The following is a 24,222-nucleotide window of genomic DNA, read 5'->3' as shown; positions in this document are numbered from 1 at the left end:
GACACCAGAAGTTTACATGCATCAAATGTCGCAAAAGGTTGGATTTTCACTGATAGCTTTGCTGGTTTTCACTTTAGTGAAGAGCCAGGAGCTGCCAAATGTCCTGTTCATCAATGTGGATGACCTGGGCTGGATGGATCTGGGCTATCAACAACCCGAACTTTTCCATACACCCAATATCGATCGTTTACGAGCAGAGGGCTTGGAATTTGTTCATGCATATGCTGGTGCTGCCAATTGTGCACCCAGTAGGGCATGCCTCATCAGTGGACAAAATACACCCAGACATGGCGTGTATACGGTGAGTCCTTCTGCCCGGGGAAATGCCAAAACCAGGAAACTGGTGCCTGTGCCAAATACTGATCATCTTACAGAAGCGATCATTACGCTGCCTGAGCTGTTTCAGAAGGCGGGTTATGTAACGGCCAATTTTGGGAAATGGCATGTGGGAGAAAACCCCGGCACACAGGGCATTGATGTGAATGTAGGAGGTGGTAAAAATGGTAATCCTGGTAAAGGAGGCTATTTTTCTCCTTATAGTATCCCAAATATTGAGGATGGTCCGGAAGGAGAATATTTAACAGATCGGCTAACCAAAGAGGCTATTTCTTTTTTTGGCCGAAACAAGGAGCGGCGCTTTTTTGCCTATCTTCCATACTATACGGTGCATACGCCATTGCTTCCTCGTCCAGATATTTATGAGGCTTACAGGGAAAACCCGGTTTACGAGTCAAAGGCTCAGGCCAAATATGCCGCCATGGTCCACGGACTTGATGAAAATATCGGTCGGCTACTGGACGCATTGGACTCCATGCAGTTGTCAAAAAAAACGCTGCTGATCTTCACGGCTGACAATGGGGGTATCGCGGCTATTTCCAGTCAGGCACCTGCCAGAGCAGGGAAAGGCTCGTATTTTCAGGGAGGGCTGAAAGTGCCATTACTCGTACGCTGGCCAAGGGTAGCTCCTAAAGGTGTGCATACCACTACGCCTACTGTAAACCTCGATTTTTATCCTACATTTTTAGAAATGCTGGGAATGGCACCTGAGCAGCCAGTTGACGGAAAGAGTATTTTACCCACGCTCAGAGGGAATTCTCAGGATTTCTCAGAGCGCGCATTTTTCTGGCACTTTCCCATTTACTTACAAGCCTATAACGGACAAAAAGATGGGGCTAGAGATCCGCTGTTTCGTACCAGACCAGGTACGGTCGTACTGAAGGGAGAATGGAAACTACATCATTACCTGGAGGAGGATGAATACTTGCTGTTTAACCTGGCAAACGATCCGGGAGAACAGCAGGATGTAGCTGCACAGTTTCCCAGGGTAGTGAGAGACTTGAAAAAAGAATTGAAGGTCTGGCGTAAGCAAATGAATGCCCCCTGGAAGCTGCCAGAAAATAAAGCCTACGATGCTTCATTTGAAGCGAAAGCTATACAGCAAAAAACCAAAACAAATCAACGTCATTAGTTAATACACATCATGAGTAGACTACTTCTCATTACACTTTTATCGGTACTGGTATTGAAAGGCATGGGTCAAAAAAGCCCCCAGATCAACCTCTCAGATGAGGGCGGGCATGCGCTCATCAAAGGTGCCAGTGGCTTTAATGTGCGCATTGCGGATAAAGTGTGGAGCTATACGCATCCGGATTTCATTGCAGCGGTAGATAGCATGAAGCCGGGCTGGCTCAGGTACTTTTCGGGTACCATGGGAGACGCTTTCAATGCTGCCACCGGACTTTATGACTATGACTATGCCTGGCAGTTTGATCATCAGAAGCAATACCTCAACGGCTATGCTTTTACCCACGTAAAAGGCCCACATACAGTAGCAGACTTGTATCAGGTATTAGGTCGCGTAGGTGGTAAGCTGGTGGTGACAATCAATGGCTTTACCGAAACCCCAGAAATCGCTGCTGAACTGGCTCGGTTTTGCAAAAACAACCATATCGAGGTGGAAGCCTGGCAGTTTTGTAACGAACCCTATTTTTATGTGCCCAACCGGGACCGGTACTGGTGGAACGACGGTGCAGACTATGCCGCCAAAATGAAGCCCTTTGCCGATTCCATTCGAGCCGTTTTTCCAGATGCGAAACTCGCGCTCAACTTTACCTGGGATGGCATTTGGGGCTTTATGCGCGAGATTCATTCTTATCAGGAAGAGGAAGGCCGTTACTGGAATGTTTTTTCCAAACATAGCTATGCCCCTCACATTGGTGGGCGAGAATCGGCTGAGTCTGCATACCGCAGGGGAAATACCAAACTGATTCAGGCCACATCCCTGAAGGCCATGAAGCAGATCGAGGATTTTACCTGGGAGGGAGTGCCACTGATGGTCACCGAATTTGGTACCTGGAACAGAGCACTCAGTAGAATTTATTCGGCAGTTTACAATGCTGAATACACCCTGCGTCAGCTCGAGCATGAAAATGCTTTCTTGATAGGGTCACATGAAATCAGCAACAAGGCGCATCCGGCTAAAGGTTGGAATGATGAAGTCCTGGAAGCGTTTAGATCAGGGAAGGAGCTAAATACGGATTCGTTACGAACAGGCATCCGATTTTCCGATGAAGGCAAAGCCATTTACCTCGTTCATCAGGCTACCAACCAGTCCGATTTTACTTTTAAGTCAGAAACAATCAACGGACCTATGGTTCCTGGCATGAAAGGCGCTGAAGAAAAGGGCTGGTATGCCAGAGGGTTTAAAGGTGTAGGGGCTTACGATTACCTCGTGATTTGCAACCGATCTGGAGAAACTATTTCGCCTGCTATTTCTTACAATGGAAAACCTCTTGATGGAACGCTCGAAGGGATGCATATTTTCAATGAAGATGGCAAAGGCAGGGCTTCAGAGATTATGAGTTTTACTTCCCGTGCAGCAGATTTTCAGGTGAAGCCTTACAGTGTGACATTCGTCAAATGGGCAAAGGAACAGGAAATCGTCCCCACCCAAACACGCATATTCAGCAAGAGCATTGCCGAAGATGGAGCCGAACTGAAGTGGTGGAAACTAGAAAATGTAAAAGGTTATCAACTAAAGGTGACCTCCAAAAACGGTACAGATGTGCTGGAGGTAGGAGCTGATGTAACCAACTATCAGCTTGAGGGGTTGCAGCCCGGTGAGCGCTATGAGGTAAGTGTATCCGGATTCAATGATCGGGGAGAAGGCAAGTCATCAACTCCGGTTTCTTTTGTGATGGCAGAGCCCGCAAGTCCAGCAATATTTAAAACGGCAAGACGCTACCAAACAGTTACGCTGATGTGGCGAAGTGTCCCAGATGCCAATGGCTACTATGTGTATCAAAAAGATACCAACGGTAATCTTGAAGTGCATGATGCGGGCAATGTATTTGGCTATAGAGTAGAAAACCTGACTTATGACCAGCCCTATGAGTTTTGGGTACGTGCGTACAACGGCTTTGGAGAAGGTGAGCCATCCAGCCAGGTGGTTATCACATGTAAAGAAGAACTTCCGATTCCTCCTCGAAATATTTCTGCCAAGGAAACACGGGGTGGTGTAGAGCTGTGTTGGCTGGTTCAAGACACCATCAATCCGGATGTGAAATACAAGGTATTCCGTGGTGCTTCTCCCTATAACCTAAAGCCGATCGCCAATGATATTGTTGGTGATGCTTATCTGGATGAAAATCAGGACACCGAAGAAGTTTACTATTCTGTGAAAGCCTACAATTTGGCAGGCGAGACCAATTTCTTTGCCAGTACTGCTACAGTGATTCGCTCTGATGAATTGTTGAAACTCGAAGTGGCGAGTATCGAGCGTGAGGGAGAAGAGTTCAAAGTGAAAGTGAGCTTCCAGAACTTTCCCACAGATGGTGATGTGTATTTCGGTGTGGCGATCAGCAATGTCTCCTATCTCAACGTAGAAGAGCGGACCTACTTCACCGAGCAGATTTCAGACAATAGTTATATGGTATCCATCCCTGCGAAAGACCTTAGGGGTAACGATAAATACGCGGTGAAAGCACTGATTATGACCAATGGAGCTCCAAAATACAGCGAGCCGCCACACCGAAATATCAGTAATGATTGATAGCCATAAGCTCCACTGAATGTGGTGGTTTGATTGCCTTGATTTTGATTAAGAAAATGCGCACAGGAGTGCACGCCGATTCGTATGGTTTTAGGCCGGTTTGGCACTTGAAAACTGCTAATTTGAGGGGTGAGATCGTGTCGGAATTTTACGAATCCAGCGGAATCTGAGCAATACTTTGATAATTGAAAAAACACAGTTTATGAACAAAATAGGATTGATGTTGCTGGGCTTATTGGCCGGTTGTTCCTACATCAGTGGTGTGGCACAGAAAAGTGCCGGCGTAGATCAGCCCAACATCATCTACATCCTGGCCGATGATATGGGCTATGGAGATGTAAAGGCTTATAACCCCGAAGGTAAAATCCCCACACCACACCTGGACGAAATGTCGGCCAATGGCATCCGATTTACCGATGCGCACACCTCGTCATCGGTATGTACGCCTACGCGTTATGGCATTTTGACAGGACGGTACAACTGGCGAACAATCCTGAAAAAATCAGTTTTGGGTGGCTACTCCAAATCGCTCATTAAGAAAAACCGCACTACCGTAGCAGATATGCTCCAGACTCAGGGTTATGCCACGGCGTTTATCGGCAAATGGCACCTCGGGTGGGACTGGGCACTGAAAGACGCGGATGCCAGCGGCATCAATAAGCTCAATGCAAGTCCTGAAGTGGATTTTACTAAACCGGTGGAAAACGGCCCAAATACCCATGGGTTTGATTATTCCTTTGGTTTTTGTGGCTCTTTGGACATGGCGCCTTATGTATACATAGAAAACGACATGCCTACGATGGTGCCCACCAAAATGACACGCTCGGTAGATGAGAAGGGTTTCTGGAGAAAAGGCCTGACCGCAGATGATTTTGACCATACCAATGTGCTTCAGGATCTCACCGATAAGGCGGTGAAATATATCGGTCAACAAGCCAGCGATGAAAAACCATTCTTCCTATACTTTCCATTGCCAGCGCCACATACGCCTATTTTGCCCACTACAGCGTTTTTGGGCAAGAGCAATACCAATATGTACGGTGATTTTGTGATGCAGGTAGACGATGTGGTCCGCCAGATCAGAGAGGCACTACGGCAGCAAGGAATCGCAGAAAATACTTTACTCATTTTCACCAGTGACAATGGCTGCTCGCCACGGGCAGATTTTGACGAGCTGGCAAAAGTAGACCACTACCCAAGTGGTCAATTCAGAGGCAGTAAAGCAGATATTTACGAAGGTGGCCACCGCGTTCCGTTCATTGTAGAGTGGCCCGCAGTAGCTGCAAAAAATACCATTTCTGATCAGGTTATTTGCACTACAGACTTGTTTGCGACTTGTGCGGATATCACTGGCTACAAGATAAAAGACTCAGAAGGCGAGGATAGCTACAGCATGCTGCCGCTGATCAACGGTAAAAGCCAAAAGGAAATCCGAGAATATACGGTACATCACTCTATCAATGGCTCTTTTGCCATTCGTCAGGGCGACTGGAAGCTCATCGCATGTCCGGGTTCAGGTGGCTGGAGCTACCCAAGGCCTCAGGACATCAAAAACGAACAGCTCGATTTGCCAGACATGCAGCTTTACAACTTGAGTGAGGATGCTGGAGAAACCAACAATCTGATAGCTACTTATCCGGAAAAAGCCGCCGAGCTTAAGTCCGCACTCAAGGAAATCATCTTAAACGGTAGAAGCACCCCTGGGAAACCTCAGAAAAATGAGGGGATGGAGGGCTGGAGCCAAATAGAACCAATCATTAATTAGGAGCATGATGGTCATCCGATTGTTTATACTCTGTATCGCAGCTTCACTTTTGGGGTGCCACCCCAAAGAAGAAAACAGGCCCAATATCGTTTTTGTTTTGGTAGACGACCTGGGGTACTCCGATGTGGGCTACATGGGCTTCAAAGAAGGGCTCCATACACCCAACATTGATCGACTGGCGCAAAGTGGAAAGGTCTTTACACAGGCGTATGCAGCAGCACCGGTTTGTTCACCTACACGCGCCAGCATCCTCACAGGTAAGTCACCAGCCAGTCTTCAGCTCACCTGTCACATTCCGGGCTTACCGATGGATCAATACTTTCAGCGCCAGCATAAGGGCAAGGCTATAGAGGAAGCTTATTTCAAAGACCACCTTCCGTTAGCGGAAGAAACGATCGCCGAGGTGCTAAAAACATCAGGATATGCCACCGGTTTTTTGGGCAAGTGGCATTTGGCCGGGTCGGGTTCGGCACGTAGCAAAAGTGACGGAGTAATCAATGCTCAGTACCACCCCGATAATCAGGGGTTTGATATCAATAAAGGCGGATGTGCTTACGGGCAACCTGCGAGTTGGTTTGCGCCTTATAAGAATGCCACGCTGGTAGACAAAACCGAGGGTGAATACCTCACAGACCGCATGGGCGATGAGGCAGTTGCCTTCATCAATGAGCACGAGCACGAACCATTTTTTCTGTACTTGTCTACCTACACGGTACACACGCCACTGCGTGCGCCTAAAGATGTGATTGAGCGAAATGATGGCAATACCTACCATGCCATGATTGAGAAGTTGGATGAAAATGTGGGCAAGGTGATGGGTGCACTGGAGCGCAAAGGACTAAGAGATAACACGCTGGTGGTATTTTACTCAGATAATGGAGGACTCTGGGGCAACCCGCCGCTGCGAGGTGACAAAGGCTCACTACACGAAGGGGGCATTCGCGTGCCGCTGGTGATTAGCTGGCCAGAAAAGATAAAACCTGGAAAAGTAGAGACGCCTGTAACGAGTGTAGACCTGTTTCCTACGCTAATAGAAACGGCCAATATCGAAGAAAAACCATCAGACCTGGAAGGAGAGAGTCTTTGGCCTTTACTCACTGATGCTGGTGAGCTAAAAGATCGAGCACTTTATTGGCATTTCCCTCATTTCAGAAAAAGTGGGCTGGACATGGGTGCGGTGATTCGTGAAGGGGAGTGGAAGCTCATATGGGATTTTGAGACCAACAGTGTCTTCCTGTACAACCTCGACGAAGACCTGTCCGAAACCAAAAACCTGGCTTTTCAACACCAGGACAAAATGGAGGCTATGATGAGAAAACTTCGGGCCTGGCAGGCGACAGTCAACGCAGAGATGCCCGGAAAATTTGATACCCTAAAAACTTCAATGACCAAATGATATCCATGAAAGCTCGAATCTTTACGCTTTTAGTAGCCGTACTCGGTGTATTTGCATTTGGCTGTAAGCCCAATGACCTTACCCTCAGCTCTCCTGATGGCGGTGTGGCGATCAAGCTGACAAATAATGAAGGAAAACTGAGATATGAGGTGCTCTCCAAGGATCAGAACCTGATCGAGCCGTCTGAAATTTCACTTTTCCCCGATCAGCAAGCCACAATCATTAATAGCAGGACGTCCAGCAACAACAGCAGCTGGGAGCCGGTTTGGGGACAGTTTAGCAAGGTTCAGGACCACTACAATGAGCTCGTTTTAGATGTTGATTATGAAGGGGTGGCTGCTCAGCTGTTTGTGCGGGTGTATAACAATGGCATTGGTTTTCGTTACACACTGCCCAATGCTGAAGAGGCTCAAGAGGTGACTTTTCTGTGTCAATATCAACTAATTCCAGAGGCTGCCATCTACTCACCCAGTGGAGAGCGCGTACCTCTCGGTCCGGTGAAACTAAGCGACTTAGGCAATGAGGAAGAGGTCAGGCTGAAGATTCCGCTCGTGGTGGAGAAAGCTGGGACTCCATACCTGTCTTTGCTGGAGTCTGACCTGTATAGTGCCACTGCGTTTAAGACGATGAAGGTGCGGTATGACGATGTATATGGGGCACTGGTATCAGAAAATAAAGCGCAGTTAGGAGGAGATGAGAATACCACTCCCTGGCGGGTGATTTTGATTAATGAAAAACTGGGTGACCTGGTCACCAATCAGGTACCGCTCAATCTGGCTACACCGCTTCAGTTGGAGGACCCTTCCTGGATCAAGCCTGGGAAAACCCTGTGGGACTGGCGTGTGCATGGATTTACTGCTGAAGACGGCTTTACCTATGGCATCAACACCGAAAGCTATAAGCGGTTTATTGATTTTGCTGCCGAAAAAGATATCGAATACTTTTTGATCGATGATGCGTGGTACACGAAAGTAACACCAGGACATTTCGAACTTTCGGATAAACTCGATCTCCAGGAGGTAATAGATTATGCTGCCGAAAAAGACGTGGAGCTGCTGTTGTATTATGACCGTAGGCATGGCGAGTACGGAGATGACAAGCTGTTCGAGTACTATGCTTCTCTCGACATGAAGGGCATCAAATACGGCTTCATGGGCAGCAACGAACCCTTTACCCGCAAGGCCATTAGCCAAAGTGCCGAAAGTAAACTGCTCATTGATTTTCATGACGGCCCAGTGCCCATGACTGGTGTGGCACGAACCATGCCCAATGCCATCACCCGTGAGTTTTGTCATGCGCAGCAGGATTCCAGGCGGGCATTTACCCCTGAGACTTTCATCAAAATGGCACTTATCAATGCCATTCAGGGGCCGCTGGACATGAACAACGGAAACTTTGATCTGACCGGTATCAATCAGGGCAAAAGGGAAAAAGGCCCACGCAAAACCAACTCCTATATGTCCACCGTGGTGTCTGAGGCCGCCCGTACGCTGGTCATTCACAGTGGTCTGGTATGTATTCCTGATGCGCCGGAAGCGTATGCCGCGAAGGCTGATTTGTTTGAATTCATTCAAATGCAGCCTGTAGGAAAATGGGATGAGAGTAAGGTTTTGCATGCCCAGATGGGTGACTTCATCACTACGGCCCGAAGAGCCGGTGAAGAGTGGTTTGTAGGCTCAGTATACGATGAGCGAGGCGGTACTTTGGAGATAGCTCTGGATTTTCTGAATGACGATCAGGAATACCTGGTGACTTTCTATGAAGATACCAACGAGACACACGGTACGACTAACCCTGAAGCTTATCAGGTAAGAAGCGGAACGGTGAAAAAAGGAGATGTAATTAAAGCTGTGATGGCACCAGGTGGAGGTCATTGCATGTGGATCAGACCGAAAGAATAATTTATATGAAGTACTCATCATTGATTTGTACATTCCTGATATGCCTGCTGTTTACCAGCGGGTGCTTTGCTGCAGATACTCAAAAGCCCAATTTTATCATCATCTTCACGGATGACCAGGGGTACAATGATCTAGGGTGTTTTGGTTCACCAAATATCAAAACTCCCAATATCGATCAAATGGCTGCAGAAGGCATGAAGCTCACCAGCTTTTACGCACAGACTGTGTGCGGCCCCTCTCGGGCAGCACTCATGACGGGCAGCTATCCTTTGCGCAATGCTCGCAATGATAACGGAGTAGCTCCTCACCCCAAGCTGGCGCTCAGCGAGGTGACCATTGCAGAAGTGCTGAAGCAAGCAGGATACACCACGGCCATGATGGGTAAGTGGGACCTGGCCGGACACAATCCTGAAAAATTTAACGCCAACCTGCTGCCTGCAGATCAGGGATTTGACTATTCTTTTTTCACCCCCAGTAGCAATGACAATAGAGTACACCTGATCCGAAATAAAACACTTGTGGAGATGCATGCCGACATGTCTACATTGACGCGTCGCTACACAGATGAGGCGATTCAATTTCTAGAAGGCAATCAGGAGCAGCCCTTTTTTCTATACCTGGCGCATACCATGCCTCACACCAAACTGGCGGTTTCAGACGAGTTCAAAGGCCAGTCGGAGCGTGGGCTGTATGGCGATGTAATTGAGGAGATAGACCATGAGGTGGGGCGCATACAGGACTTTCTTAAAGAAAAAAAACTGGATGAAAACACCTATGTAATCTTTATGAGTGATAATGGACCCTGGTGGATCAAAAAAGAGCATGCCGGCAGTGCGGCACCACTGCGTGGCGCAAAAACTTCGGCATGGGAAGGTGGAATTCGTGTACCAGCCATTGTATGGGCTCCAGGAAAAGTACCTGCGGGCACTCAATCAGATCAGGTGCTCGCCACCATCGACTGGTTACCCACCATTGCTCATTTGGCTGGGGCTGAAACTCCCTCAGACCGGGTAATCGATGGAATAGATATCACTGAAGTAATTCATGGAAAAGGAGAAGAGCTTGATCGAACGTTCTTTTACTATCAGCATCAGGAACTCCGAGCGGTACGCAAAGGCAAGTGGAAGCTTCATCTCCCGCATCGGCCAGAGGGCAAGTCCATCGTCTACACCAAATGGCCCATACATGTGGCGCCCGAAGACCGGGAGATGTTTGATACGTACGTGCTGTATGACCTAGAGCAAGATATTGCCGAGACCACCAATGTGGCAGCAGACTATCCAGAGGTTGTAGCTGAGTTGAAAGCTCATCTGGAGTGGGCTCGAAAAGACATAGGTGATGGGGAGCAAAGAGGAGCAAATGCGCGTCCCCTTGGAGACGAACCCTACTGGACACCTAATGAAATTATTAAGACAGAAAATCCTGACAAGTGATGTGTAAAGCCCAATCTATTTTCAAAAACATGCAAATCAGCCGCCATTTCCTTTTAGGATTCGTGCTTTTGTTGAGCGGTGCGCAAATTGCATTCGCCCAACAAGACCAATGGCCTGTACTGAAAACCTATGATCAGGAGCACATCCAAAAGATCAAAATGCCCGTGGGTGGTATCGGTACAGGCACCATATCGCTGACCGGTAGAGGTGGGCTGGAAGACTGGGAGATCATGAACCGCCCCGCCAAAGGCTTTAATCCTACTCTGGAGAACAGAGGTCCGGTAAAAGAAAAGGGACCATTTTTCGCCATTTACATAGAAGATGACCAGGGAAATAATCATACCAGACTACTGGAAGGCCCAGTAGATATCAATAACTACGAAGCGGCTTGGGGAGCCACAGGGAACCAGCATGGACTGCCGAGATTTGGGAAGGCCCGGTTTGAGGCCGCATATCCCTTTGGTCGTGCCATCCTTAGCGATGAGGACCTGCCTGTGGAGGTAACAGTAGGAGCCTTCAATCCACTGATTCCCGGCAACATTGACGACAGTAGTATCCCGGTTTTTGTGCTCAACTATCAGGTAAAAAATACAAGCAATGAAGATCTGACCATTTCTTTATCTGGGTCCATCCAAAATTTCATTGGGTTTGACGGGAATAGAGGTAAGGCTCAAGGGAATGTCAACCACTACAGAGAAGAAGATGGAGTGAAAGGCATTCATTATACTTCAGAATGTGTAGATCCCGCCAGCGAGCAATGGGGAACCATGAGTTTTGTTTCGCTCAATGAAGGGCAAACTACCTACCGCACAGCCTGGCAACCTATGACCAGTCGATGGGATAAAAAACGATTGGATTTTTGGGATGACTTCAGCGCTGATGGCGTATTGGAACCGCGAGAAAACCCGAACGCCAATGCTCCAATGGGTTCACTAGCTGTAAAAACTACACTCAGAGCAGGTGAGACCAAAAACTTTCGTTTTTTGATTAGCTGGCACTTCCCCAACCGACAAACCTGGGACAAGCCCGGATTTCAAAAACTGATCAAAGCAACTGTGGGCAACTACTACGCTAAGCACTATACAGACTCTTGGGATGTGCTTGCCAAAACACTTCCACGATTAGACGAGCTGGAAACTAAAACCGTGACTTTTGTAAATGCCGTGTTGGGAAGTGACATTCCCGAGGAGGTAAAAGAGGCCGCGCTGTTTAACCTGGCGCATTTGCGAACACAACTCGCATTTAGGATCGAAAGCGGTCACTTTTTGGGTTGGGAAGGGCTTTTTGATGGTCATGGCTCTTGCTTTGGTTCCTGTACTCATGTGTGGAATTACGAACAGACCACCGCCTTTCTCTTTGGTGAATTAGCGAAAACGATGCGGGACGTGGAGTATGGATATGCTACCGATGATACTGGCCTGATGAGTTTCCGAGCCTACCTTCCGCTAGACTCAGCACAGAAGTGGGGGAAGGCAGCTGCCGATGGGCAGATGGGGGCTGTCATGAAGTTTTACCGCGACTGGCACCTGTCAGGAGATGATGCGTTCTTGAAAGAGCACTGGCCAATGGTGAAAAAAACTTTGGAGTTTTGCTGGATTCCCGGTGGATGGGATGCCGACAAAGACGGTGTGATGGAAGGTTCGCAGCACAACACCATGGACGTAGAGTACTTTGGCCCCAATCCGCAAATGGCCTTTTGGTACCTCGGTGCGCTGAAGGCGTCTGCCGAAATGGCGACCTACTTAGGTGATAGGAAATTCGCAAAAACCTGCCAAAAACTATACAAAAATGGATCCGCATGGATGGATGCCAACCTGTTCAATGGAGAGTACTACGAACAGATCATCCAACCACCCATGTCAGCAGATAATGTAGCTGAATCACTCATGGAGATTACCAGCGGTAAAAATGCGATCGACCTCACCTCACCAGATTTTCAGCTGGGGGAAGGTGTACTGGTAGATCAGCTGGTAGGACAGTTTTTTGCTCACCTTGTTGGGCTGGGATATTTGGCCAATGAGGAAAACATAAAGACCACCCTACAGTCCATCATGAAATACAATTACGTGGAAAAGATGGCTTCCCATGCCAATTTTCACCGTTCCTATGCACTGGGCGATGAGTCTGCCTTGCTGATGGCGGCTTATCCGGGAGAGCGACCTGCAAAGCCATTCCCTTATTTTACCGAGGTGATGACTGGCTTTGAGTATACAGCTGCTATAGGCATGCTTCAGGAAGGCCAGACGGAAGATGGCCTCAAATGCATTCGAAACATCAGAGAACGCTACGACGGACGGAAAAGAAGTCCTTTCAATGAGGCGGAGGCCGGGCATCACTATGCCAGAAGCATGGTGGCCTGGGCAGGGATATTGGCTACCACAGGTTTTCAATACTCAGCGGTAGATCAATCCATGAAATTTAACGACGCAAACGGCTCCTTTTTCTGGTCCAATGGCTATCAGTATGGCACGGTGGAAATTTCAGGAGAGGACGAGCTGAAGCAAGTAGCCATTACCGTGCTAAGCGGCAGTATGTCACTTCAAGCCTTCGAATTGAGGGACTTTGGAACGGTGAAATTCGATGCTAAAAAAGAATTTGAAGAAGGCAAGACGGTTGCCTTTAACGTCAAAAGATAAAAGCAATGAAAATAAACATCATCACACCCCTGGTACTGGCATGTGTTTTAGGCATGATAGGCTGTACCCCTCAAAAGTCCGACCAGCAGACGTCTACACCTGAAGCATACGACACGTATGCCGACGATGTGGACTTTATGAGCAAGTACACCGACATACTTAACCTCAATGCTCCTGACGGACAAGGCAGAGTGGCTGTATCTCCAGCGCTTCAGGGTCGTGTGATGACGAGTAGTGCCCGCGGGCGTGAAGGACGTAGTTTCGGCTGGATCAACCGCGAGCTTTTTGCCTCAGGTGACACCATGGAGCACATCAACGTCTACGGTGGTGAGGAGCGCTTTTGGTTGGGGCCGGAGGGTGGTCAGTATTCTATTTTCTTCGAAAATGGTGCAGACTTTAACCTTGACAACTGGTACACACCCAGACTGATCGATCTGGAGCCTTTTGAGATATTATCGCAGACGAAAAGCAGTGCTGTATTTACTAAAAATGCGTCCCTAACCAACTACTCTGGTTTCGAGTTTGATATGGCCATTGAGCGCAAAGTAGAAGTGCTGGCGGCAGAAGAGGTTTTTGAGGCGTTGGGTGTAGCCCCACAAAAGGAACTCAGCGTAGTAGCTTACCAAACTACCAACTCGCTGACCAATGTAGGAAATCAGGATTGGGAAAAAGAATCGGGACTGCTGTCTATTTGGCTTTTGGGTATGTTTAACCACTCGCCTGCCACCACCGTGGTGATTCCTTTCAAGCCTGGCAGTGCCGAAGACCTTGGGCCTGCTGTCAATGACGCTTATTTTGGCAAAGTGCCTGAGGATCGGCTGGTAGTTAGGGACAGTGTGCTGTTCTTCTCTGGTGATGGCCAGTTCCGCAGCAAGATTGGTTTGTCGCCACAGCGGGCCAAAGATGTGCTGGGTTCGTATGATGCCGCCAATGGTATCTTGACGATCGTAAAATACAATCAACCGGAAGGTGTGACAGATTATGTAAACTCCATGTGGGAGATTCAGGACGCGCCTTATGCCGGTGATGTAGTCAATTCTTACAATGATGGACCTCCAGAGCCTGGAGCCAAGCCATTAGGACCGTTTTACGAACTGGAAACATCCTCACCGGCACTCGCCCTCAAGTCTGGCGAAGCTGGAACTCACGTGCAGCTCACGTGCCATTTCGAAGGGGATGAAAAAGCTCTCAATCGTATTGCCGTACAGGTTTTAGGTGTGTCGCTCGTGGAAATAGAGTCCGTTTTAAATAAGGAGAAATGATGACGAGTCTCTCCACTTTACTTATGCTCTGTTTTCTATTAATAACCGATCCCTTTCAGGATGGACTTGATACTGTTAAGGTATCTTATACTGAGGTGACGGGAATTGGCCGGGAGCAGGGAGTAATGCGCAGAGATCCTAGTGACATCATTAAGGTGGACAGTCAGTATTACGTGTGGTACTCCAAAGGTCCGCAGAAGACCGGCTACAATGCTACGGTGTGGTATGCGACTTCTCCTGATGGGTACACCTGGACAGAACGAGGAGAGTGTATTGCTAAAGGTCAGGCAGGATCGTGGGATGCGGGTAGTGTTTTTACCCCGAACATCATGGTGGCGAAAGGACGTTATTGGCTTTTTTATACGGGGGTTTCTAAAAACTATGGAAAAGGATTTAAGCCTGATTCCAAAATTGGATTGGCGGTATCAGACACTCCTGACGGGCCATGGGAAAAGCTATCAATCAATCCCATTCTTACAAACAGCCAGCAGGCGGAAGACTTTGATAGCTACCTGATAGATGATGCTTGCATGATTGTCAGGGAAGGGAAGTATTGGCTGTACTACAAAGGACGCCAAATCGATAAAAGCCCTCATGAAACCAAGATGGGAGTGGCTGTGGCAGACAACCCGGAAGGTCCTTACAAGAAATATGAGGATAACCCAATTATCCCCGGTAATCATGCGGTGCTGGTATGGCCGCAAGGTTCAGGAGTAGCAGCCATGATCGATGGTACAGGTCCTCCGGAAATCACCCGTTCGGTGATGTATGCTTCGGACGGTTTACACTTCAAAAAACACTATCAGGTAAATGGCCCAGCAGCAGCTGGAGCCTATCGCTCAAATCACTTTGCAGGAAGTGCGAATATTAGTCCAATTACCTGGGGGCTTGAGATTGCCAGTGAAGAAGGCAGCCTTCCGTTTTTACGTCGCTATGACCTGAAATGGCCGGAACCAAAACTATTGATAAATGAATAAGACCATTATAAGAGTAGGTGTTTTATTAATTCTACTGACAACCGTTGCTGCTTTTCAAACCAAGAAAAAGCAAGTGCTCATCATCGGGGATTCTATTTCCAATGGCTATACGCCATTTGTTCAACAAAACCTGGACGGGATCGCAGAAGTTGTTCACAATCCGGGGAATGGTAAGCATACCGGAAATGGCCTGAAGCATATCAAAGATTGGATCGGCGAAACGGATTGGGACATCATTCACTTCAATTGGGGATTGTGGGATTTGTGCTATCGACATCCTGAGTCACAGGTGCAAGGTCAGAGAGACAAAGTAAACGGTACCATTACCTACAGTCTGGAAGAATACGAAACCAATCTGGACTCGCTGGTGCGGCTCATCAAAAAGTACTCAGATGCTGAGCTCATCTTCGTAACTACAACCTACGTGCCGGAAGAAGAAGCTGGAAGGTTTTCTGAAGACGCGCAGCGCTACAATGCAGTGGCTAAGAAAATCATGAAAGCGCACGGTGTAGCAGTTAACGATATCTACGCCAAATCCAGGCGAATTCACCGCAAATACGGCAAAGGAGATGATGATGTGCACTATACCGAAAAGGGAAGTGAGAAGCTAGGGAAACACATTTCTAACTATTTGAAAAAGCAGTTAAAATGAAATCGAATTTAAGTATCTGTAGATCAGTGGTTGTCTTGCTTAACGTGCTCCTTGTTAGCCTTTGGATGGTGTCCTGTCAGCCGAAAGGTGCTCAAGCTGAAGCACAACAGCCTCCCTATGATGGTAGTTGGGAGTCGCTCCAGCAAATGCCCGTGCCAGATTGGTTCAATGACGGTAAAATTGGCATATTCATACACTGGGGGCCCTATAGTGCCATCGGCTATCGCAAAGGCGGAAGGGGATATGCTGAGCACGTGCCGAAACTGATTTATGATGATACTGCCCACTACTATCCGTACCTGAGAGAGCGATTCGGAGCGGCACCTCCGGAGTTTGGTTACAAGGACATCATCCCCATGTTCAAAGCAGAAAAGTGGAACCCGGACGAGTGGGCACAGCTTTTTGCTGAGGTGGGCGCCAAATATGTGGTGTTTACAGCCGAGCACCATGACGGATGGGCCAACTGGGATTCTGAAATCACTCCGTGGAATGCCGTGGATATGGGCCCAAAAAGGGACCTTGTTGGGGATCTGGGGGTAGCCGTGCGAAAGAAGGGACTGAAATACGCTCCTTCCTATCATAGAGAAAGACACACCAGCTTTTTTACCACGAAAAAGTACGTGGTGGATGCTAAGCCGCGTCCAGACATTCTGGAGGAAATTGAGCGCATGCCCGAAGCAGAAAGACTTTATGGGCCCTTTGGCTTTAGCAAAGAAGCCATTGATGAGTATGTAGCTCGATGGAAAGAGATTCAGGCAAAATATCAGCCCGATATGCTGTGGATAGATGATATTCCGATCTTCACTCGCGATGGCAACAATACTCAGGTGGAGCCAAAAGTTTTCAAGCCAGAGATCAAATACCTGTATGACCAATGCCGACTGCTGATCACCGACTTTATGAACAATGGAGCAGCTAACGGACAGGAAGTTTATGTCAACAATAAAGGTAGAAATCGCAATTGGCCAGATGGAGTGGGCTGTTTTGAAAAAGATAACCTGAAGCTCAAAACCATAGGCCCTAAATGGCAAAGCTGCACCACGTTTGGTACGTCTTTCGGATACCTGGAAGGTGATACCTACAAAAGTATAGCGGGTGTGATCCACGAAATGGTGGAAGTGATAAGTCGCAATGGCAACTTCCTGATCAACATTGGTCCGAAGGCAGATGGTACATTGGTGCCCGAGCAAGTGGAGCGCCTAAAGGCGATGGGTGAGTGGCTGAGTATCAACGGTGAGGCTATTTATGGCACCCGCTACTGGAAGATCAACCACCAGGAGGCAGGAAACCTGGCCTTCACCACCAAAGGAAAAAACCTCTACGCCATCGCTTTGGATCGGCCTACAGGTGAATTCACCATTGAGGGAACTGAAGACTGGGGGCAGAATGAGGTTAAATCCGTGAAGCTACTTGGGGCTGATGGGGCTGTCGAATGGAGTATGGATTCGAATGGACTTACCATCGTTCCACCTGCTGACTTAGGTAAAAGTCAGCATGCCTGGGCTTTTGAGATACAGACCAGCCGTGAGCAGCACACACCAAATGCGATAGAGCAGAATGTAGACAATGCCTTTAAAGGCACGAAAAAGGTGGATTTGGATGGGAATCATTAAGCAGGTGCTAGTATGCAAATGAAAACCAATGTGGACATAATATATCGAAATAAGCTCATCATACTTTTGCTGGTACTGCTGAGTACAGCGTGTGCCGAGCCTACGTCCGATAAGCCCAACATCATCTTCATCATGGCCGATGATTTGGGGTGGCAGGATGTTGGTTTTATGGGCAGTCAGTGGTTTGAAACGCCAAATCTGGATGCCCTGGCAAAACAAAGTCTGGTTTTCAATCAGGCGTATATGTACCCCACATGCTCACCTTCTCGCGCAGCACTGCTTACAGGCAAGCAGTCGTTTAGGACGCAGGTTTACAACGTGCCTGTGTTGGAAAAAAAGCATGCCCCAGAGCAAAACCTCTATTCACGCTGGACGGTGGGCAAGGAACATACAGTATATTCCGAACCTTTAAGAGATTCGGGATACAACCTCATTCACATAGGAAAATGGCACATAGTAGGGCCGGACCCTTTAGCGGAAACAGCAAAAGAATACCCTTTTGAAGAGCCACTAAGTCAGCCGGCAAATGGAGACTTGAGCTGGCTTAAAAGTCATTTATCGGATGAAGTGCAAGCCTACTATCCGAAGGGGCGTGGATTCCATAAAAATGTGGGAGGTACCTGGTGGGGAGATCCGGCTAGGGGATATGATTTGGGCTACAAAGCGCCCAGCGGTGGTTATATAGCCCCGTTCAAAAATCCGTTTATCGAAGATAAGCCATCTGATGAGTGGCTCACGGATCGGCTCACGGATGAAGCCATTGACTTTATAGATCGCAATCAGGAGAATCCATTTTTTGTCAACCTGCACTACTACGCGCCACATCGGCCTACAGTAGTTCGGGACTCTGTCTGGTGGGAAAAGTTTATGAACAAGCTACCAGACTCTGTCACAGGGCAAGGCACCAAAAGGCTGGAAGAGATCGCGGGGTATGCTACGATGATCCAGTCGCTGGACGATAATGTCGGGCGTTTGCTGGAGCATTTGGATGCGCAAGGTTTACGCCAAAACACGCTGATTGTATTAACCTCAGACAATGGCTTTAACGGACTACAGAGTACGAACAATCGCCTTAGAGGAGCGAAAGGAACCGTTTACGAAGGAGGGTTAAGGGTGCCTGCATTGGCTCATTGGCGTGGTAAGATCAGCCCCGGACAGACTGATGTCCTCATTTCAGGGCTCGACTATTTTCCAACTTTTCTGGAGCTAGCTGGGATCAGCGATTACACTGGCGTGCTCGATGGCCAAAGTCTGGTGCCTCATTATCTAAACAAGTCCTCAGAGGAACGACCACTGTATTGGCACATCGGCAGCCGCTACAAAAACCCGCCTTGTAGCATTATTAGAAAGAGGAAATGGAAACTCATTCAATTTCTGAACGATGGCAAAGTGGAGCTGTATGACCTGGAAAAAGATCTGGCGGAGCGTGAAAACCTGGTGGATGATAAACCAGAAATCGCTTCGCGGCTGCTGATGGAACTGACGAAATGGAGAAAGGAAAACAATGTGCCATTGCCACAAGCTTCTCTGCTGGAAAGCTGATGGCGAGTACTATTTTATGAATTAACGACTAACATGAAGCTATTTATCAAATTACTTATTCTGCTTTTTATCTCGGGTCTGATAGCCTGCAAGCAAGAGGGGGCTGACCAACCAAAAACACCGCTTACCATTTGGTTCGATGCACCTACCACGAAGTGGAATGAAGGGCTGCCTATTGGCAATGGGAGCCTGGGAGCGATGTTTTACGGCAGCCCTGACAGGGAAATCATCTGCATGAATGAGGAGACCATCTGGTCTGGAGAAAAGCAGTATGACCGTGACATGCCCGATGCGCATTTGTACATGGACTCTATCAGACAGCTCCTTTTTGATGGTAAATATGTGGAGGCGGAAGAGCTGGTGCAGGCAAAGGTGCTGGCTGAGCGTTTGCCATCGGGTACGCACAGCTATCAGATGTTGGGCAATCTGCTCATCACACGCCCTGACCTGACCGATGTTAGCAACTACAAGAGGACGCTGGACATTAGAAAGTCTGTAGCCACTACCGAATTTGAACAAAATGGCGTGGGATACACTCAGGAGAGTTTCTCAAGCTTCCTAGACAAGGTAATGGTCATCAAATACACAGCAGACCAACCCGGAAATATCAACTTTTCTGCAGCCATAGACCGTACAGAAAACACGAAAATTGCGGTAGACGAAAACACCATTCGCTTCTCCGAGCACGTCTCGAATGGCTATGGAGTAACATTCGATGCGATCATTCATTTTGACCTAAAAGGAGGTCGTACCGTGGTAAAGGAGAATTCCCTCGCGATAGAGGAGGCAGACGAAGTGGTGCTGCGAATAGTGGCGGCCAGCGACTACAGGGGAGATGATCCACAAGCACTCACGGATCAGTACCTGTCTCAGGCATTAGGTAAGCCTTATGAAAGCTTGCTGGAAAGTCATGTTGCGGACTATCAGTCGCTTTTCGATCGGGTAAGCCTTGACCTTTCTGATAGCGTCGGGAATGATTTGCCAACTGATCAGCGATTGGAAAATGTGAAGGCAGGAAATGTAGATAATTACCTGACCCACTTACAGTATCAGTATGGTCGGTATTTATTGATCAGCAGTTCGCGTCCGGGTACTTTGCCAGCTAACCTGCAGGGCATTTGGGCCACCGGTTTCAAGCCACCGTGGAACTCCGACTACCACATCAACATCAACATCCAGATGAACTACTGGATGGCGGAGATGACCAACCTCGCAGAGCTACACAAACCATTTTTGGAGTATATCGGAGACCTCCGGGAAATGGGACGTATCACAGCACGTGAAATCTATGGAGCCAGGGGATTTGTAGCCCATCATACCAGCGATGCCTGGCATGCTACAGCTCCATTTGGCAAAGCCCGGTATGGCATGTGGCCAATGGGAGCTGCCTGGAGTTGTCAGCACTTGTTTACCCACTATGAGTACACTGAGGATGAAGCGTATTTGAGAAACTATGCCTATCCCGTCATGAAGGAGGCTGCACTTTTTATGATTGATTTTATGGTGCCGCATCCGGAGACGGGGTTGTTGGTGTCAGGCCCTTCTGTCTCTCCAGAAAACAACTTCAATACCGATGATGGCAAAATAGCTACCATCAACATGGGACCAACGATGGACCGAGAGATCATCTTTGAACTTTTTAGCAACTGTATCAAAGCAGCCGATATTCTGGGTATCGATCAGGCGTTCGCTGATACGCTAAAAATGAAAATGGACCAAATGCCACCATTGGAGATTGGCAGTGATGGACGATTGATGGAATGGGTAGAAGAGTTTGAAGAACCTATGCCCGGCCATCGCCATATTTCACACCTGTATGGCTTACATCCATCCAACCAGATTTCTAAAGTAAAAACGCCTGAACTGTTTGATGCTGCCAGAAAAACCATTGATTACCGACTTGCTCACGGTGGTGGACATACTGGCTGGAGCCGGGCCTGGATCATCAACTTCTTCGCCAGGCTACAGGATGCCGAAAAGGCGCATGAAAACATACTGGCACTACAGCGAAAGTCTACTTTGCCCAACCTCCTGGACCTGCACCCGCCATTTCAGATAGATGGCAACTTTGGGGTGGTGTCAGGTATCACCGAGATGCTCATGCAAAGCCAGGATGGAGAAATATTAGTACTGCCGGCACTTCCTCAGGCATGGCCTACGGGCAGTATCAAAGGCATTGTCGCCCGTGGAGGGTTTGAAGTGGACATAGCCTGGGCAGAAGGTAAACTGACCCGGCTCACGGTAAAATCATTGCTGGGCAACACGGCAAAGATCAGGTATGGAAACATCTACAAGACCTATGAAATGGACAAAGGAGAAGTTTTGACCTTCAATCACCTTTTAGAGATCGAGAATTGATAAAAGCACGACGATGAAAATATCCTTGAATTCATTTATACTTTTCGCCTTGGTGCATGCTCTGGCTGTGACCTCAGGCTGCAGCTCAAAAAGTAGTAAAGCAGAAGATACTCAGGAACAGCGACCTACTGAGACGGTAACCTTTTCTTATCAGGATGTAGCAGGAATCGGAAGAGATTCTGTTTACAATCGGCGGGATCCCAGTGATATCATCAAGGTAAACGGAAAGTACTATGTGTATTACACACGTATGGACAGCCCCGTTCGCTCGGGCTACTGGGGTACCATCTGGTACGCTACCTCAGAGGATGAAGGCTATACCTGGCAGGAGCAGGGCATGGCCTTAGGGCTGGGCGAAGCTGGTGCTTTTGATAGTCATTCGGTATTTACGCCTAATATTTTGGTATACAATGGAAAATACTACCTCTACTACACTGCGGTGCGTCCTACTCCCAGCAATCCCGAGGGTAAGTTTGAGGGCAACAGCACCAATGACTTTACGGCCATCGGTGTGGCTGTAGCAGATAGCCCGGATGGACCATTTGAGCGTTTGCCAAACAATCCGGTGATCGCACATAGTGAGGTTTCATCTGACTTTGACAGCTACCGGGTAGATGACGCCAGTTTGCTGGTGCGAGATGGGAAAATTTGGCTTTATTATAAAGGGAGATGTATTGAGCATGGTAAAAAAGGACCCAAACTCACCGAAATGGGAGTGGCTATCGCCGATTCTCCGGAAGGCCCGTTTGAGAAAAAAGGCTCTCTGCTGGACAGAGGTCATGAAGTCCTGATCTGGAAGGAAGGGGAGGGTGTCTCCTGTTTGGCTTCTTTGAGCCAATCGATCAACCACGCTGCAGATGGCCTGAACTTTACCATGAAGTACGATAGCCTGGAAAACATTCCTATGGCTCCTGGTCTATATCGACCTCATCTGGAATCTGGAAATCCAGATGTAACAACTCCCGGATGGGGAATTTCCATGACACAGGGAAGAGGCTATGCCTACCTGATGAGATTTGAAATGAACAAAAAATAAGCAGATGAAAGCCCTAAACTACCTACTGATTGTTGGTGCTTTGCTCGTGTTGGGGAGTTGTACATTCTCAAAAACGACGGGAGCTCCAAAAACACCCAATGTCGTTTTTATCTATGCCGATGACCTGGGCAGGGGATTGCTATCGAGTGAAGGGCAGCAGATCATCGCTACACCCCATATTGACAAACTGTCAAAAGCCGGCGTGCGTTTCGAAAACGCATACGGAAGCATGTATTGTGCGCCGGCCAGGGCCAGTTTGCTGACAGGCTACCATGACTGTCAGACCGATAAGTGGAAAATTTCAAACGGAGGGATTTATAAAGCAATTACGACGAATGACACGGTAAACCACACCATGATCCAAAACGCACTAAACGCACAGTATGGTGAGATTCCGGAGGATGAAGTGTTTTTGGCTGAGGTTTTTCAGCAAGCCGGCTATGTGACGGGCCAGGTGGGGAAGTTGGATTGGGGCTTTGCTACCACCCACAACCGGCTCAAAAGACACGGCTGGGACTACTATTTTGGCTACTATGACCATGTGAGGTGCCATGGGTTCTACCCGCCGTTTTTATTCGAAAATGGCCATCAGGTAGACATAGCAGGAAATACCCGTGCTGATTGTGGCAAAACACCCGAATATGATGAAAATGGAGGCTATGAAAAGCGCTGGGACATGACCGGCAAAAAGCAATACTCCCAAAACCTTTTTCTGGACAAGATTTTAACCTTTCTGGAAGATCACCAAAACGAACCATTCTTTTTATATCATCCTACCCAGCTGCCACATGGCCCATCTGCTGTGCCGGAAATTCACCCTGACTTTGTAGACAACCCAAACCTGACGGAGATCGAAAAAACTTATGCTTCGATGGTGAAAATGCTGGATGACCATGTAGGCGCCATCGTCAATAAGCTCGAGGAACTGGATTTGATGGACAACACAATCATTGTGTTTTCTTCTGATAATGGCCATGAGCTATACTACCCAAGTGAAGGCAAGCTGCCCAAGCCTGTCAAAAAGAATATTTACGGAGAGAAAATAGATAACATCAACGTCAAATATTACAGTGAAACCGCAGTGGATGTCTTTGATGGCAATGATGGCATGGCTGGACTTAAGCGCAGCAACTGGGAAGGAGGAGTGCGTGTGCCTCTGATCTACTACTGGAATGGAAATATCGAAGGAGGTAAAACCATCAATCAATTGGTGGCTAACTATGACATGATGGCAACTTTTGCTGACCTGCTGGACATACAGCTGCCGGCAGATAAGCACAGCAGATCTTACCTACCTCATTTGATGGGAGAACCCGAATCAGCGAGTAGGGACTTTACCGTGTATGCTTCGTTTATGGGACCGGCTCTGGTCACCAATGATGGATGGAAGCTGCGCTATTTTATCCAACAGGACTTATTCCAGCTGTACTATCTGCCAGAGGATTACAAAGAAGAAAACGACCTCATAGCTGATCACGAGGAGAAGTACATAGCACTAAAGGCTAAATTGATTGAAGCCTGTGGCGGAGACCTGGCAAACGGACATTTTACCGGTAAAACCCGGGTATTACCAAAGGCCTCGCTGAACTAAAAGAATCAC

The 24,222-nt window shown here is 48.0% G+C and carries 15 protein-coding genes; all 15 read left to right on the top strand.

The features are described 5' to 3' along the window. Positions 1 to 25 precede the first annotated feature (25 nt). The 15 genes from C7460_RS08610 (at position 26) to C7460_RS08540 (ending at position 24,213) form a co-directional block, all read left to right on the top strand. A complete protein-coding gene (locus tag C7460_RS08610; protein ID WP_115867744.1) occupies positions 26 to 1,468 on the top strand; it encodes a sulfatase in 1,443 nt (480 codons plus the stop codon). 12 nt (positions 1,469 to 1,480) lie between these two features. After that, a complete protein-coding gene (locus C7460_RS08605) occupies positions 1,481 to 4,051 on the top strand; it encodes a fibronectin type III domain-containing protein (RefSeq protein ID WP_115867685.1) in 2,571 nt (856 codons plus the stop codon). Between the two features lie 202 nt (positions 4,052 to 4,253). After that, positions 4,254 to 5,816 (top strand): sulfatase family protein, encoded by a 1,563-nt coding sequence (locus C7460_RS08600; protein WP_115867684.1) that lies wholly within the window; start codon positions 4,254 to 4,256, stop codon positions 5,814 to 5,816. A gap of 4 nt (positions 5,817 to 5,820) precedes the next feature. Next, positions 5,821 to 7,212 (top strand): sulfatase, encoded by a 1,392-nt coding sequence (locus tag C7460_RS08595; protein WP_115867683.1) that lies wholly within the window; start codon positions 5,821 to 5,823, stop codon positions 7,210 to 7,212. A 5-nt stretch (positions 7,213 to 7,217) separates the two neighbouring features. After that, positions 7,218 to 9,113: a glycoside hydrolase family 97 protein gene (locus C7460_RS08590; RefSeq protein WP_115867743.1), complete on the top strand. Its 1,896-nt coding sequence runs from the start codon at positions 7,218 to 7,220 to the stop codon at positions 9,111 to 9,113. A gap of 5 nt (positions 9,114 to 9,118) precedes the next feature. Further along, a complete protein-coding gene (locus C7460_RS08585) occupies positions 9,119 to 10,546 on the top strand; it encodes a sulfatase family protein (RefSeq protein ID WP_115867682.1) in 1,428 nt (475 codons plus the stop codon). Further along, positions 10,546 to 13,182 carry a GH116 family glycosyl-hydrolase gene (locus C7460_RS08580; protein ID WP_115867681.1) on the top strand — a complete coding sequence of 879 codons (2,637 nt, stop codon included), beginning with the start codon at positions 10,546 to 10,548 and terminating at the stop codon, positions 13,180 to 13,182. The genes C7460_RS08585 and C7460_RS08580 overlap by 1 nt, the downstream gene beginning before the upstream one ends. A 5-nt stretch (positions 13,183 to 13,187) precedes the next feature. Then, positions 13,188 to 14,444, top strand: a complete 1,257-nt coding sequence (locus C7460_RS08575; protein WP_221409484.1) for a DUF6786 family protein — start codon at positions 13,188 to 13,190, stop codon at positions 14,442 to 14,444. After that, positions 14,441 to 15,421 carry a family 43 glycosylhydrolase gene (locus tag C7460_RS08570; RefSeq protein ID WP_115867680.1) on the top strand — a complete coding sequence of 327 codons (981 nt, stop codon included), beginning with the start codon at positions 14,441 to 14,443 and terminating at the stop codon, positions 15,419 to 15,421. Before C7460_RS08575 ends, C7460_RS08570 begins: the two co-directional genes overlap by 4 nt. After that, positions 15,414 to 16,073: an SGNH/GDSL hydrolase family protein gene (locus tag C7460_RS08565; RefSeq protein ID WP_115867679.1), complete on the top strand. Its 660-nt coding sequence runs from the start codon at positions 15,414 to 15,416 to the stop codon at positions 16,071 to 16,073. The genes C7460_RS08570 and C7460_RS08565 overlap by 8 nt, the downstream gene beginning before the upstream one ends. Then, entirely contained in the window at positions 16,070 to 17,686 is a 1,617-nt protein-coding gene (locus C7460_RS08560; protein WP_115867678.1) for an alpha-L-fucosidase, read from the top strand. The genes C7460_RS08565 and C7460_RS08560 overlap by 4 nt, the downstream gene beginning before the upstream one ends. A gap of 30 nt (positions 17,687 to 17,716) precedes the next feature. Continuing rightward, positions 17,717 to 19,228, top strand: coding sequence for a sulfatase (locus tag C7460_RS08555; RefSeq protein ID WP_245986263.1), 1,512 nt, complete (start codon positions 17,717 to 17,719; stop codon positions 19,226 to 19,228). 33 nt (positions 19,229 to 19,261) lie between these two features. After that, positions 19,262 to 21,586 (top strand): glycoside hydrolase family 95 protein, encoded by a 2,325-nt coding sequence (locus C7460_RS08550; protein ID WP_115867676.1) that lies wholly within the window; start codon positions 19,262 to 19,264, stop codon positions 21,584 to 21,586. Between the two features lie 13 nt (positions 21,587 to 21,599). Continuing rightward, a complete protein-coding gene (locus C7460_RS08545; RefSeq protein WP_115867675.1) occupies positions 21,600 to 22,622 on the top strand; it encodes a family 43 glycosylhydrolase in 1,023 nt (340 codons plus the stop codon). A gap of 4 nt (positions 22,623 to 22,626) precedes the next feature. Beyond that, a complete protein-coding gene (locus C7460_RS08540) occupies positions 22,627 to 24,213 on the top strand; it encodes an arylsulfatase (protein WP_115867674.1) in 1,587 nt (528 codons plus the stop codon). Positions 24,214 to 24,222 lie beyond the last annotated feature (9 nt).

This window comes from Marinoscillum furvescens DSM 4134 (genome assembly GCF_003386095.1).
Taxonomy (GTDB): domain Bacteria; phylum Bacteroidota; class Bacteroidia; order Cytophagales; family Cyclobacteriaceae; genus Marinoscillum; species Marinoscillum furvescens.
Note: the sequence above shows the minus strand (reverse complement) of the source record. Positions and strands in the feature narration are given on the sequence as shown.

What these genes read in the sequence shown, in the direction of transcription:
- C7460_RS08610 (WP_115867744.1), top strand. Translation starts at nt 26, where the DNA reads ATGTCGCAAAAGGTTGGATTTTCACTGATAGCTTTGCTGGTTTTCACT.
- C7460_RS08605 (WP_115867685.1), top strand. Translation starts at nt 1,481, where the DNA reads ATGAGTAGACTACTTCTCATTACACTTTTATCGGTACTGGTATTGAAA.
- C7460_RS08600 (WP_115867684.1), top strand. Translation starts at nt 4,254, where the DNA reads ATGAACAAAATAGGATTGATGTTGCTGGGCTTATTGGCCGGTTGTTCC.
- C7460_RS08595 (WP_115867683.1), top strand. Translation starts at nt 5,821, where the DNA reads ATGATGGTCATCCGATTGTTTATACTCTGTATCGCAGCTTCACTTTTG.
- C7460_RS08590 (WP_115867743.1), top strand. Translation starts at nt 7,218, where the DNA reads ATGAAAGCTCGAATCTTTACGCTTTTAGTAGCCGTACTCGGTGTATTT.
- C7460_RS08585 (WP_115867682.1), top strand. Translation starts at nt 9,119, where the DNA reads ATGAAGTACTCATCATTGATTTGTACATTCCTGATATGCCTGCTGTTT.
- C7460_RS08580 (WP_115867681.1), top strand. Translation starts at nt 10,546, where the DNA reads ATGTGTAAAGCCCAATCTATTTTCAAAAACATGCAAATCAGCCGCCAT.
- C7460_RS08575 (WP_221409484.1), top strand. Translation starts at nt 13,188, where the DNA reads ATGAAAATAAACATCATCACACCCCTGGTACTGGCATGTGTTTTAGGC.
- C7460_RS08570 (WP_115867680.1), top strand. Translation starts at nt 14,441, where the DNA reads ATGATGACGAGTCTCTCCACTTTACTTATGCTCTGTTTTCTATTAATA.
- C7460_RS08565 (WP_115867679.1), top strand. Translation starts at nt 15,414, where the DNA reads ATGAATAAGACCATTATAAGAGTAGGTGTTTTATTAATTCTACTGACA.
- C7460_RS08560 (WP_115867678.1), top strand. Translation starts at nt 16,070, where the DNA reads ATGAAATCGAATTTAAGTATCTGTAGATCAGTGGTTGTCTTGCTTAAC.
- C7460_RS08550 (WP_115867676.1), top strand. Translation starts at nt 19,262, where the DNA reads ATGAAGCTATTTATCAAATTACTTATTCTGCTTTTTATCTCGGGTCTG.
- C7460_RS08545 (WP_115867675.1), top strand. Translation starts at nt 21,600, where the DNA reads ATGAAAATATCCTTGAATTCATTTATACTTTTCGCCTTGGTGCATGCT.
- C7460_RS08540 (WP_115867674.1), top strand. Translation starts at nt 22,627, where the DNA reads ATGAAAGCCCTAAACTACCTACTGATTGTTGGTGCTTTGCTCGTGTTG.